Annotated in this window: 10 protein-coding genes; all 10 read left to right on the top strand. The window is 41.6% G+C overall.

The features are described from left to right. Nucleotides 1–283 precede the first annotated feature (283 nt). The 10 genes from HNQ80_RS08905 to pseI all read left to right on the top strand — a co-directional run bounded on the left by HNQ80_RS08905 (nucleotide 284) and on the right by pseI (nucleotide 14,151). Nucleotides 284–2,860, top strand: a complete 2,577-nt coding sequence (locus HNQ80_RS08905; RefSeq protein WP_184310291.1) for a DNRLRE domain-containing protein — start codon at nucleotides 284–286, stop codon at nucleotides 2,858–2,860. A 132-nt stretch (nucleotides 2,861–2,992) separates the two neighbouring features. Next, on the top strand, nucleotides 2,993–4,084 hold the full coding sequence (locus HNQ80_RS08900) for a tetratricopeptide repeat-containing glycosyltransferase family 2 protein (protein ID WP_184310290.1): 1,092 nt from the start codon (nucleotides 2,993–2,995) through the stop codon (nucleotides 4,082–4,084). A gap of 310 nt (nucleotides 4,085–4,394) precedes the next feature. Beyond that, entirely contained in the window at nucleotides 4,395–6,218 is a 1,824-nt protein-coding gene (locus HNQ80_RS08895; RefSeq protein WP_207726929.1) for a DNRLRE domain-containing protein, read from the top strand. A 146-nt stretch (nucleotides 6,219–6,364) separates the two neighbouring features. Continuing rightward, the gene (locus HNQ80_RS08890) at nucleotides 6,365–7,462 is read left to right on the top strand and encodes a glycosyltransferase family 2 protein (protein WP_330602812.1); all 1,098 of its coding nucleotides are present in this window, start codon (nucleotides 6,365–6,367) and stop codon (nucleotides 7,460–7,462) included. 114 nt (nucleotides 7,463–7,576) lie between these two features. Next, entirely contained in the window at nucleotides 7,577–8,590 is a 1,014-nt protein-coding gene (locus HNQ80_RS08885; RefSeq protein ID WP_184310288.1) for an SDR family NAD(P)-dependent oxidoreductase, read from the top strand. 4 nt (nucleotides 8,591–8,594) lie between these two features. Beyond that, complete coding sequence (locus tag HNQ80_RS08880; protein WP_184310286.1) at nucleotides 8,595–9,542, top strand: GDP-mannose 4,6-dehydratase; 948 nt, start codon at nucleotides 8,595–8,597, stop codon at nucleotides 9,540–9,542. A 13-nt stretch (nucleotides 9,543–9,555) separates the two neighbouring features. Continuing rightward, on the top strand, nucleotides 9,556–10,758 hold the full coding sequence (gene pseC, locus HNQ80_RS08875; protein WP_184310284.1) for a UDP-4-amino-4,6-dideoxy-N-acetyl-beta-L-altrosamine transaminase: 1,203 nt from the start codon (nucleotides 9,556–9,558) through the stop codon (nucleotides 10,756–10,758). Between the two features lie 30 nt (nucleotides 10,759–10,788). Further along, nucleotides 10,789–12,558, top strand: coding sequence for a cytidylyltransferase domain-containing protein (locus HNQ80_RS08870; RefSeq protein WP_184310282.1), 1,770 nt, complete (start codon nucleotides 10,789–10,791; stop codon nucleotides 12,556–12,558). Nucleotides 12,559–12,572: 14 nt separating this feature from the next. Beyond that, complete coding sequence (locus HNQ80_RS08865; RefSeq protein ID WP_184310280.1) at nucleotides 12,573–13,022, top strand: GNAT family N-acetyltransferase; 450 nt, start codon at nucleotides 12,573–12,575, stop codon at nucleotides 13,020–13,022. A gap of 73 nt (nucleotides 13,023–13,095) precedes the next feature. Next, on the top strand, nucleotides 13,096–14,151 hold the full coding sequence (gene pseI / locus HNQ80_RS08860; protein WP_184310278.1) for a pseudaminic acid synthase: 1,056 nt from the start codon (nucleotides 13,096–13,098) through the stop codon (nucleotides 14,149–14,151). Nucleotides 14,152–14,166 lie beyond the last annotated feature (15 nt).

The raw sequence follows: 14,166 nt of genomic DNA, 5'->3' as shown, positions 1-14,166 counted from the left end.
TCATTGATCATTAAATGAAAAAAATAGATAAGTTCAGAAGGCAGTCTACCTCAGTTTGTAAGGTTAACACTGAGAAAGGGCTGCTTTTATAGTACAATTTGTTTCGATACTATAGTACTTTGATTATGAAAACTCTAGGTCATGGCTGGGAAATTATTTAAGACATTATGGAACCATAATCGTTTGTCCACATAATATGAACTGAAAAGGGATGAATGGTTGACTTTAGGGCCCGTCCCTGAAAACAAAAGGCCAACAAAAAAATATTAAAGGAGGGAATGTTGTGCCTATTCTGTTTTTAACACCCTTGGATGCAACCATTGTATCACAGTTGCAGCCAAACCAGAACTTTGGTCCCCAAGAGAATCTTTTTGTGGGACGAACTCCAATACCGAATGATGTGTTTAGAAGTCTTTTAAATTTCGACATCAGCGCAATTCCACCGGCGTCTATTATTACAAACGCCACATTAAGGCTCTTATTTTTCCAAAAGATAGCCCCTGGAATTCAACCACTCACGGCCTTAAGATTATTAAGCAGTTTCTCTCAAAACACAGTGACTTGGAATACTCAGCCACCTGCAGGGGAACCTGTACTAGAGACGGTACTATCTGACGAACTCGTAGGAAACTTTATTTTTTTGGATGTAACGCCACTGGTACGGGCGTGGTATAACGGATTCTTTTCTAATAATGGAATCTTACTTACCACCTTTGAGAACCAAACCAGCTTGATGGGATTTAAAGGATATGATGATGGTATCGTACAAAACTGGCCAACTCTCATTGTAGAATTTGAATCCGCTATAGGGCCAACTGGAGCAACAGGAGCAACAGGAGCAACAGGAGCAACCGGAGCCACCGGGGCAACCGGAGCAACAGGAGCAACCGGAGCCACAGGAGCAACAGGAGCAACAGGAGCAACCGGAGCCACAGGAGCAACAGGAGCAACAGGAGCAACAGGAGCAACCGGAGCAACAGGAGCAACCGGAGCCACCGGGGCAACCGGAGCAACCGGAGCCACAGGAGCTACAGGGGCAACCGGAGCCACAGGAGCTACAGGGGCCACCGGAGCAACAGGAGCAACCGGAGCAACAGGAGCAACCGGAGCCACCGGGGCAACAGGAGCAACAGGAGCCACAGGAGCCACAGGAGCCACAGGAGCAACAGGAGCCACAGGAGCCACAGGAGCCACAGGGGCAACAGGAGCCACCGGAGCTACAGGGGCCACCGGAGCCACCGGGGCAACAGGAGCAACAGGAGCCACAGGAGCTACAGGGGCAACAGGAGCCACAGGAGCCACAGGAGCTACAGGGGCAACAGGGGCCACAGGAGCTACAGGGGCAACAGGAGCAACTGGAGCAACAGGAGCCACCGGAGCAACAGGGGCAACAGGAGCAACCGGAGCCACCGGAGCAACAGGGGCAACAGGAGCCACAGGAGCAACAGGAGCAACCGGAGCCACCGGAGCAACAGGGGCAACAGGAGCCACAGGAGCAACAGGGGCAACCGGAGCCACAGGAGCAACTGGAGCCACAGGAGCCACAGGAGCCACAGGGGCAACTGGAGCCACCGGAGCCACAGGAGCCACCGGAGCCACAGGAGCAACAGGAGCCACTGGAGCCACTGGAGCCACTGGAGCCACAGGAGCCACAGGGGCAACTGGAGCCACAGGAGCCACCGGAGCCACCGGAGCAACAGGGGCAACCGGAGCCACAGGAGCCACAGGGGCAACTGGAGCCACCGGAGCCACAGGAGCCACCGGGGCAACAGGAGCCACTGGAGCCACTGGAGCCACTGGAGCCACAGGAGCCACAGGGGCAACTGGAGCCACCGGAGCAACAGGGGCAACAGGAGCCACAGGAGCCACCGGGGCAACAGGAGCAACTGGAGCCACTGGAGCAACCGGAGCCACCGGAGCAACAGGGGCAACTGGAGCCACAGGGGCCACAGGGACAACAGGAGCAACCGGAGCCACAGGAGCAACTGGAGCCACAGGAGCCACAGGAGCCACAGGGGCCACAGGAGCCACAGGAGCTACAGGGGCAACAGGAGCTACAGGAGCAACCGGAGCCACCGGAGCAACAGGGGCAACAGGGGCTACTGGAGCCACAGGAGCCACAGGAGCAACAGGAGCCACAGGAGCAACCGGAGCCACAGGGGCCACCGGGGCAACAGGGGCTACCGGAGCAACTGGAGCAACCGGAGCCACAGGGGCCACAGGGGCAACAGGGGCTACCGGAGCCACAGGAGCAACAGGAGCTACAGGAGCAACTGGAGCCACAGGGGCCACCGGAGCCACAGGAGCAACAGGAGCAACAGGAGCAACAGGAGCAACCGGAGCCACCGGGGCCACCGGGGCAACAGGGGCTACCGGAGCCACAGGAGCAACTGGAGCCACAGGAGCAACCGGAGCCACCGGAGCAACGGGAGCTACAGGCTTAGGATTAGCTTCATTCGGCTATGTATACCATCTTGCAGATACAGGTGTCAATGATACAGTTGCTGCTGGATCAAATGTGCTTTTCGATACCAACGGACCTCTCGTTGGTGGCATCATCCACACAGCAGGTGCTTCGGGAATAACTGTTCCAAATACCGCTTTTTATGAAATTCACTACAGCGTTAGTGTGACAGGAAACACAGGTGCTGAGATATCTATTGCTGTAAATGGAGTTGTCGATCCATCCACACGAGTAGCTATCCTGGCTGTACCGGACCAAATAAGCGGCGAAGCTATTTTAGGTCTCACAGGTGGTGATGGAATCGCCCTACGCAATAGTTCCACTACAACTTCATTCATCATGGATCCTGCTCCACAAGTAGGTGCACAATTGACTATTATTCAATTAGATGATTAGAATAACCTATTTCTCAAAGCCTTCCATTTATGTGGAAGGCTTTGTTGTTGCATATAATGACCATGTCCCAATCACATAACCCCAAATATGACATACAATGTATTGAAATATGAAGATTGATGAGGTGATATTATGCTGACTATTAGTTTATGCATGATCGTAAAAAATGAAGAAAAGGTTCTTGCCAGATGTCTAGACTCTATGAATGAAATTGCAGATGAAATCATTATTGTTGATACGGGTTCAGAAGATCGCACAAAAGAAATAGCCAAACGTTATACAGATAAAATATATGATTTTGAGTGGATTGACGATTTCGCGGCTGCCCGTAATTTTGCCTTTAACAAAGCTTCCATGGAATATATTCTTTGGACGGATGCTGATGATATGTTGCTAGAGAAAGATAGACAGAAATTCTTGCAGCTTAAGGAAGCTCTCAGTCCAACGATAGATTGTGTGACGATGAACATCAACTTAACTTTTGATCAATATGGAAAAGTGACACACAGCATAAGAAGTAACCGTCTTGTAAAGAGAAGCTGTAATTTTAAATGGGTGGGTCCGGTACATGAATATCTAGAAATGGGTGGTACTATTTACAACAGCGATATTGGGGTAACACATAAGCGTGTCCATCATGATGTGAATAGAAATATAAGGATATACGAACAGCGCTTGAAAAACAATGAGTCGTTTAGTTCAAGAGATTTGTATTATTATGCCAATGAGCTTCTCGATCATCAACGGCATCAAGAGGCTGCAGAATATTATAATAAATTTCTGGATACGGGAAAGGGATGGTTTGAAGACAATGTTGCTGCCTGTGGGAAGCTTGCTGATATTCATATCATCCTGAATAATTGGGATGATGCAATGAAGCATAACTTACAATCTTTTAAATATGATGTGCCAAGGGCTGAAGCTTGCTGTCGAATGGGATTTCTATTTTTAAATAAAAACATGTTTAAACAAGCTGCTTTTTGGTACAAGGTTGCCACACTGTTGGAAAAGCCTACTGAAAACATGGGACTAACAAATTCTGCCTGTTGGACTTGGCTGCCTCACCTGCAGCTGTGTTTATGTTATGATCGCTTAGGACTTCATCAGTTAGCCTATGAGCATAATGAAATAGCTAGATTATATATACCTGATGATCAAAGAGTTTTATATAATAAACAATATTTTGAGGAGACGTTAAAGATAAAGAATTCAACGGATCAGTAGAATATGGAATATTATCATAAATCATTATAATGAAAAAAGATAGGGAGGTTCAGAAGACAACCCTTTCACAGTATGTGGGTTTAATACTGTGAAAGGGTTGGTTTGTGATCCTATTTGTTTTGAAGCTATAGCTATTTACTCATGAAAAATTAGATCTATTTTATCGTTATATTTGGGAAACGTTTAAGCGGTTATGGAACCATAATACTTTGTCCACATAATATGAACTGAAAAGGGATGAATGTCCATTTTAAAAGGCTCATCCTCAAAAAACAAAAGGCCAACAAAAGTTATTAGAGGAGGGAATGTTGTGCCAATTCTGTTTTTAACACCCTTGGATGCAACCATTGTATCACAGTTGCAACCGAATCAAAACTTTGGTCCCCAAGAGAATCTTTTTGTGGGTCGAACAGCTACACCAAATGATGTGTTTAGAAGTCTTCTAAACTTTGACATCAGTGCAATTCCGCCAGCATCTATCATTACAAACGCCACATTAAGGCTCTTATTTTTCCAAAAGATAGCTCCTGGAATACAACCACTCACGGCCTTAAGATTATTAAACAGTTTCTCTCAAAACACAGTGACTTGGAATACTCAGCCTCCTGCAGGGGAACCTGTGCTAGAAACGGTCCTATCTGACGACCTTGTAGGAAACTATATCTTTTTGGATGTAACGCCACTGGTACGGGGCTGGTATAACGGATTCTTTTCCAGTAATGGAATCTTACTTACCACCTTTGAGAACCAAACCAGTTTGATGGGATTTAAAGGATATGATGATGGTATCGTACAAAACTGGCCAACTCTCATTGTAGAATTTGAATCCGCTATAGGGCCAACAGGAGCAACGGGTGCTACCGGAGCCACAGGGGCAACTGGAGCCACAGGAACCACAGGAGCAACAGGGGCAACAGGAGCAACGGGTGCTACCGGAGCAACCGGAGCCACAGGAGCAACCGGAGCAACCGGAGCAACCGGAGCCACAGGAGCCACAGGAGCCACAGGAGCCACAGGGGCTACTGGAGCCACAGGAGCAACAGGAGCCACAGGGGCAACCGGAGCCACAGGGGCAACAGGAGCAACGGGTGCAACCGGAGCCACAGGAGCAACCGGAGCCACAGGGGCCACCGGGGCAACAGGGGCAACCGGAGCAACTGGAGCAACTGGAGCAACAGGGGCAACAGGAGCCACCGGAGCAACTGGAGTAACAGGAGCAACAGGGGCGCCAGGCATGTCAGCCCAAGTTTCAGTTAACCGAATTTATATTGCGAATACAGTCAGTGACAATGTTTCGGTTATTGATGGAAATGACAAAACTGTTATCGCCACCATTACAGTAGGTACGAGCCCAATAGATGCAGATGTGAATCCAACGACGAACCGAATCTACGTTGCAAATTTCAACAGCAACGATGTCACGGTCATTGACGGTAATACCAACAATGTTATCGCCATCGTTACAGTAGGTACGTTACCATCCAGAGTAGGAGTAAATCCGATAACGAACCGAATTTACGTTGTAAACCAGGGGAGTACAAATGTATCGGTCATTGACGGAAGTACCAATGCTGTTATCGCCACTGCTATGGTAGGTACGCTCCCTAACGGAATAGATGTGAATCCGATAACGAACAGAACTTATGTTTCAAATTCAGATAGTAACAATGTCTCTGTCATTGATGGAAGTTCCGATACGGTTATTGCCACTGTTACGGTAGGTTTAAACCCATGGGGAGTAGGTGTAAATCCTTTAACGAACGGGATCTACGTGGCAAACTTGGGAAGCAATAATGTTTCGGTTATTAGTGGAGCAGCAAATACTGTTGTCGCCACAGTTACGGTAGGTACGCTTCCAATAGATGCAGGTGTGAATCCTATAACGAACAGAATTTATGTTTCAAATATAGGAAGTAACGAAGTCACGGTCTTTGATGGAAGTGATAACACTATTATTGATACCGTTGCTGTAGGTTCGACCCCAGTCAGGGTAGGAATAAATTCTTTAACCAACGAGATTTACGTTGTGAATCAATTCAGTGACAACGTCTCTGTTATAGAAGGGCTTTTTAACACTGTTATCGCCACCGTTACTGTAGGTACGAACCCAACCGGAATAGGTGTAAATCCTTAACGTGCATCTGGGAAATATCAGGATTTCTATGAGGTATGACCGGCTTGCGTTCTACGTGAGCCGGCTTCTTTTTTAGAAACACATAGGAATCAACAGGCATATAATTTATATAAGAAATACATCTTGAATGTCCAAGAGGTGATCATGTGAAAATAAGTCTTTGTATGATTGTAAAAAATGAAGAGGATCCCCTGGAAAGATGCTTGACATCAGTAAGCGACATCGTGGATGAGATCATTATTGTGAATACGGGTTCATCCGATAGAACGAAAGAAATAGCTGAAAAATTTACAAAACACGTTATAGATTTTGAATGGGTCGATGATTTCGCTGCGGCACGAAACTTTGCTTTTTCCCATGGGACCATGGACTATATTATGTGGTTGGATGCAGATGATGTACTCTTACCGGAGGAACGACAGAAATTGGTAAAACTGAAACAATCCCTAGATCCTTTGGTGGATGCTGTCTCTATGGAATATCATTGTGACTTTGACGATTATGGGAATGTAACGTTAAGTGTACGACGGACCCGGATCGTAAAACGATTGAAAAACTTTCAGTGGTGTGGTGCTGTTCATGAAGACTTGTTTGTTGATGGATATCTATATGACAGTGATATCGTAGTGACCCATAAGCGGGTCAGTAAGACAACGGACCGTAATCTCAAAATATATGAAAACCGCTTGAGTCAGGGAAAAGCATTTACGGCTCAGGATGTCTTTCATTTTGCCCGTGAATTGCATCAGCACCAAATATATGAAAGAGCCATCGTATTCTATTTGAAATACTTAGAGGATGAGAATAATTCGGTGGAAAATAAGATTTTTACTTGCAACAGATTGGCTGACTGTTATTACCAGATTGGAGATAAAGATAAGGAGATGGCATACACTTTCAAGTCCTTTCAATATGATACTCCACGCTCAGAAGCTTGCTGTCGGCTAGGCTATCATTTTTTGGAGAAAAATGCATTCAAGAATGCCGTTTATTGGTATAAGCAGGCCCTTGAAGTACCTCTACCAGAAAGCAGCTGGGCTATTATCAATCAGCCAAGTCGAACCTGGCTGCCCCATATGCAGCTAGGACTTTGTTATTATCGGTTAGGCCTATATGATCTGTCCTATCAGCATAACAAAATGGCGTTATCTTATCGTCCCCAAGATATAAATATTTTACACAATCTTAGTGTTCTTGAAGAATTGCTGGAACAGAGGCAGCAGCTTCGAAACTTTTTGACTTGAAAGATATAACGGTGCTAGGGAATCAAACGGCCTATTCACAGAATTAATGTGCGTTCATATATATGTTATATAAACAACTTTTAAATCTGATGTTTACATTTAGGAGCGAGAACTATGAATTATAAAAATAAGAAGATTTTGATTATTGGTGGGACGGGAACCATCGGCAGAAAAATTATGGAAGAAATATTAATTCAAGAACCAGCAGTCATCAGAGTTTTGAGTAGAGACGAACATAAACAGTTTATGATAGAAAACGAGATAGGTAACAAGAGTAACATTAGATTATTAATAGGTGATGTAAGGGACTATGATCGTGTTGAAAGAGCGTGTCGGGACATTGATATTGTATTCAATTTAGCGGCGATGAAACATGTACCTGCTTGTGAATACAATCCTACAGAGGCTATGAAGACCAATATTATTGGGATGGATAATGTCATAAAGGCAGCTAGAAATCATAATATAGAAACGGTGATATTTACGAGTTCGGACAAAGCAATTAATCCTACCAATGTCTATGGTGCTACGAAGCTGTTAGCAGAGAGAATTACGCAAGCAGCTAATTTCAGTCGAGGTAACGCTAGAACGAAATTTGTTGTTGTTAGATTTGGAAATGTATTGGGATCAAGAGGTTCCATCATTCCATTATTTGAAAAGCAGATCCTAGAGCAGAGAAAAGTAACGGTAACTGACCAAAATATGAGTAGATTTATGATGACGTTGACGCAAGCTGCAGCCCTTACAATGCAGGTACCCGAAAACTGTCTGGGTGGCGAAATTTTTATACTAAAAATGCCAGTCATTCGGCTCAAAGATTTGGTTGAAATTGTTATTGAAGAGACGTGCGAAAAATATGATATTGATGTTTATGAAGTGAAAATTGAAACGATTGGGATAAGACCAGGGGAAAAGTTTTATGAAGAGCTCATGACAGAAGAAGAATCTAAATTTGCCTTTGACTTGGGAAAAATGTATGCAGTGTGCCCTGTAACCTATGGGATAGAAAAGTTTATGGAGTTCTATAAGAATTATAACCCAGTAGATATAGGAAGCTATCGCTCTCATAATATGGAGCCCATATCAAAGGAGGAAGTTAGAAAATTGGTGAGAGGAGCAGGGAGGTAATCTGATGAACATATTGGTAACAGGTGGAGCAGGATTTATTGGAAGATGGGTTGTGAAAAAATTATTGGAAGACGGACATGATGTATGGATATTAGATAACTTATCCAATGGCAGAAGAGAAAACATTGAAGAATTTTTTCATATGGATCATTTTAAAGGGTTCATTTATGGAGATATAAAAGATCGTAAATTGCTAAGTGAACTTTTCAAAAACAAATATGAAATATGCTATCACCTAGGTGCTAGCATCAATGTACAGGATAGTTTAGATGATCCAGAAACTACATTTAATAATGATGTTTTAGGAACTTTTTATGTACTGGAAGAATGTAGAAAACAAAATATAAAAATAGTGTTTATGAGCACTTGTATGGTCTATGACAGGGCCTATGATGAACATGGAATTACAGAGGTTCATCCAATCAGACCGGCTTCACCTTATGCTGCCAGTAAGATTTCAGGAGAAAATATGGTTTTATCCTATTGGTATGGATATAAGTTGCCAGCCGTAGTCATAAGACCTTTTAACACCTATGGACCTTTTCAAAAAACGGGAGGTGAAGGGGGTGTTGTAGCCATCTTTATTAAGAGAAAGCTGGATGGAAAAATACTGAGTATCTATGGAGATGGGGCTCAAACAAGAGACCTGCTTTTTGTAGATGATTGTGCCAGATTTGTGGTAGAGGCAGGCTATTGTGATAAAGTGAACGGAGAAATACTGAATGCAGGATCAGGTAGAGATATCTCCATCAATGATCTTGCCAGATTAATCGTTCAATCAGGAGAGCAGATACAACATATTCCCCATATCCATCCCCAAAGTGAGATACAAAAGCTGTTGTGCAACTATTCAAAGACAGAAAAGCTGATGAATTGGCGGCCAGAGATCTCTTTAGAAGAAGGCGTACAGAAGACGGAAGCGTGGATAAAGAGTCATTTATATTTAGTGTAAATGGGGTATGAACATGAATAAAACGTTGGCGATTCACGGTGGCAAACCAGTAAGGGAGACATATTTACCCTATGGAAAGCAGTGGATTGATGGAAATGATATAAATGCAGTTATAGCAACCCTTAGAGGTGATTATTTGACAACTGGTCCTACGATAAAAGAATTCGAAGATAAAATAGCAGATTATGTTGACGCAAAATATGCGGTGGCTGTTTCCAATGGAACAGCAGCATTACATGCAGCTTGTTTTGCTGCAGGGATAAAAGAAGGAGACGAAGTCATTACCACGCCCATAACCTTTGCAGCATCAGCAAACTGTGCCCTTTATCAAAGGGCTATCCCAATATTTGCAGATATAGACCCTAAAACCTATAACATTGATGTATGCGATGTTGAGAAAAAAATTACAGAAAAAACGAAAGCGATTATCCCCGTAGATTTTACAGGTCAGGTTGTCGACCTAAATCCCATTTTAAAATTGGCAGAGAAATATCATCTCACTGTAATAGAGGATGCAGCTCATGCTTTGGGGACTGAATATAGAGGAAGAAAGGTCGGCAGTATTTCTCATATGACAACCTTCAGTCTTCATCCTGTAAAGCATATCACAACGGGAGAAGGCGGCGTGATTACAACCAATGATGAAATATTTTATAGAAAACTATTATTGTTTAGAACCCATGGCATTACTAGAAATGAGAACTTATTAGAAAACAAGGAAGAGGGTACATGGTACTATGAACAACTGGCATTAGGATATAACTATAGGATTACAGATATTCAATGTGCATTGGGCATCAGTCAGTTGGAAAGAATAGATGAATTTATTAAAAGAAGGCAAGAGATTGTCAGAAAATATAATGAAGCTTTCGCTGCAATAGATGGCGTAATCATTCCTCATCAAGCAGATTTTTCAAATTCCAGTTGGCATCTATACATCCTTCAATTCGAGCTTGATAAATTTAAGGTCGATAGAAAAGAACTCTATGATGCTTTACAAGCAGAGAATATAGGTGTAAATGTTCACTATATTCCTGTGTATTATCATCCTTATTATCAGAAACTCGGATATAAGAAAGGATTATGTCCAAATGCAGAAAGACTCTATGAAAGAATTATTACCTTACCATTATTCCCTAACATGAAAAACAAAGATGTAGAAGATGTGATAAACGCAGTGAAAAAGGTGTTGGATTATTTTAGAAGTGTATTATAAAATATGGATTCATATATAGGAGAGAATTATATGATATACAATATCATTGAAATAGCCAATACCCATGGTGGCAGCATAGATTATCTACGAGGCCTTATCAAAGAATTTGAAGATTTTACAGAAGGATATGGTATGAAGTTTCAACCCTTTAAATATGATGAAATCGCTACACCAGATTATGAGTGGTTTGAGGTATATAAAAAGCTATATATCAGTAAAGGGGATTGGGCTGAGCTGATAGACTATGTCAGTATAACAAAGGATGTTTGGATAGATGTATTTGACGGCTATGGTATTGAGATTATCAGGCATAACCTGAACAAAATAAAGGGTATAAAGCTTCAGGCTTCGATTTTGATGAACAGGAATTTGCTGCAAAGCCTATCAAATCTGAACATGACTGAAAAAAAACTGATTATAAATATTTCAGGATATGAGCTATCTGAAATCAAAGAAAGATTGTCTTACATTAATAAATTAATAAAACCTCAAGAAATTTTATTGGAAGTGGGTTTTCAAAGTTACCCTACGGAGCTTATGGATGCTGGAGTATCCAAATTAAAGGAGATAAAAGCCCATTTTGATAATCGAATCGTCTTTGCTGATCATGTGGACGGTAGCAGTGAGCATGCCATCTGGCTGCCTGTAATAGCGGCTATGCTAGGTGTCGATGTAATAGAGAAGCATGTTATGCATAGCAATTTAGAGACGGAATACGATCGATTTTCCAGTGTAAAAGTAGATGATTATAGAAAATATATAGAGCTGCAAAAAAAGTATATCAGCTTATTAGATCAATCATTTATCAATGATAGAGAAAAAGTATATTTAGAGAAATCTATACAGCTACCTATTCTCAAAGCAAACAAAAATAAGGGGTCTACGGTTTCCTTGGAAGACCTTTCTTACAAACGAACTGGGAAAAACGGATTAAATACGAAGCAGTTGGAGGAACTGCTGATGGACTTTCACATTCTTACAACAGATAAACGTGCTGGAGAACCCTTATATGTCGAGGATTTTAAAAAGGCAACAATAGCAACAGTAATCGCCTGTAGGCTAAAGTCCACTAGACTACCAAAAAAAGCATTGCTGCCTATAGGGAACTTATCCTCCATAGAACTATGTCTCAAAAATGCCCTTAAATTTCGAAATGTGAATCATACGATTCTCGCTACCTCTTCTATGGAAGAAGACAGAGATCTTGAGAGATATTGCTATAGAGAGGATGTCATTTTCCATAAGGGAGATCCGGATGATGTGATTCAAAGATATCTGGATATTGTGAGAATGCTTAAGGTAGATGTGATCATACGAGCGACAGGAGATTGTCCGTATTTGTCCAATGATATATGCCAGTTTTTATTAAAGGCGCATTTTGTCAGTGGGGCAGACTATACATGTGGTGTGGGAGAAGCAGTAGGGACAAGTGTTGAGATTATCAATGCAGCAGCGTTAGAGAGGGTAAAAAGCTATTTTCCGAGAGCAGATTATTCAGAATATATGACATGGTATTTTCAAAACAATCCAGAATATTTTAAAGTGAATAAAGTGAAGCTGCCAGAGAAATGGTGCAGAGATTATAGGCTGACATTAGATTATGAGGAAGATTTAAGTCTATTCAATACTATTGAAAAGTATTTTTCTCAGAACAATTTGGAATACACCTTAGAAGCGTTATTTAAGTTTCTAGATCAGAACCCTGAAGTAGCAGGGATAAATAAGCATCTAAGATTAAGATATAAATCTGATCCGGAACTGATTCGTTTATTAGATGAAGTAACGAAGATAAGAAGTTAAAATGGAGGACTGATATGTGTATTCAATTTGTTTTAGCGCAATCAAAACACTGTGATTTATTATTTAAGTGGACGAATGACATTGAGGTGAGAAATAATTCCTTTCGCACAGACTTCGTAGAGTATGAAGAGCATAAAAAATGGTTTTATGGTAAATTGAACTCAGGTCAATGTCTGTTATATATTTGCTACCATGGAGAAGAAGCCATAGGACAAGTAAGGATAGATTTAGAAGAACATATTGGTGTTATTAATTATAGCGTTGCGAAAGAATATCGGGGAAAGGGTTACGGTACAAACATACTCAAGGAAGTGATAGAGATCATTCGATCAGAAAAAACGAACATCAAAAAGCTTATTGGTAGAGTTAAGCATTCTAATATTTCTTCACAGAAAGCATTTGAGAAAGCAGCCTATGATTTTGTTAAGGCAGAAGAGTATATAGAATATTATAAACTTATCTAGCTTAAGTTGAAAAGTATATATCGAATACATGGGTGAAATATTTAAAAATTAAGTGATGATGAGGGTAGATAATATGAATGATGAAATAAAAATAAAGGATAAAATTATCATTGGAGAAAACACGCCCTGTTATGTCATTGCAGAAATGTCTGCAAACCATGCAGGAGACATTCAACGAGCACTAGATATAATCTATGCAGCGAAAGAATCTGGAGCAAATTGTATAAAAATTCAAACTTATACGCCTGATACAATGACAATAGACAGTGCCAATGAGTATTTCCAGATCAAAAATGGCACATGGAAGGGCGAGAATTTATATAAATTATATGGTAAGGCATATACTCCATGGGATTGGCAAGCTAGATTAAAGGAAGAAGCTGAGAAATTAGGACTTGATTTTCTATCGACTGCCTTTGATAAAACAGCAGTGGATTTCTTGGAAGGTTTAGGGATTGATTTTTATAAGATAGCGTCCTTTGAGTTAAATGATCTACCATTGATTCGATATATTGCATCAAAAGGAAAGCCAATGATCCTATCAACAGGGATGGCAACCTTGGACGAAATAGAGGAAGCTGTGAATACGGCTAAGAATCAAGGGAATCATAAACTATGCCTACTCCGATGTTCCAGCGCATATCCTGCTGTACCGGCAGATATGAATTTAAGTGCCATGAAGTATTTAAGAGATACTTTTGGGGTATCAGTAGGCTTATCAGATCATTCTATGGGATCAGTCGCTGCAATAACAGCCGTTTCATTGGGTGCAAAGGTTATTGAAAAACACTTTTGCATTAGCAGAGAGGTTGAAAATCCAGACTCAAGTTTTTCTATGGAGCCCCACGAGTTTAAAAATATGGTGGCTGATATACGAGCTGCAGAAACTGCCATAGGAAAAGTAGATTTTGAGGTATCGGATAGAGAAAAAACAAATAGAATTTTTAGAAGATCGATCTTTGTAGTAGAAGATATAAAGGCAGGAGATGTATTTTCAGATAAGAATATAAGGGTAATTAGGCCTGCATTTGGATTGGCACCCAAGTATTTTGAGGAGACATTAGGAAAACGGGCCAGTAAAGATATACAAAGGGGAACACCGCTGGAATGGAATATGATAAGATCTTAATATGAATCATAAGGA

The sequence above is a fragment of the Anaerosolibacter carboniphilus genome (assembly GCF_014205875.1).
In the GTDB taxonomy this organism is placed as follows: domain Bacteria; phylum Bacillota; class Clostridia; order Peptostreptococcales; family Thermotaleaceae; genus Anaerosolibacter; species Anaerosolibacter carboniphilus.
This window is presented reverse-complemented; position numbering and strand designations above follow the sequence as displayed.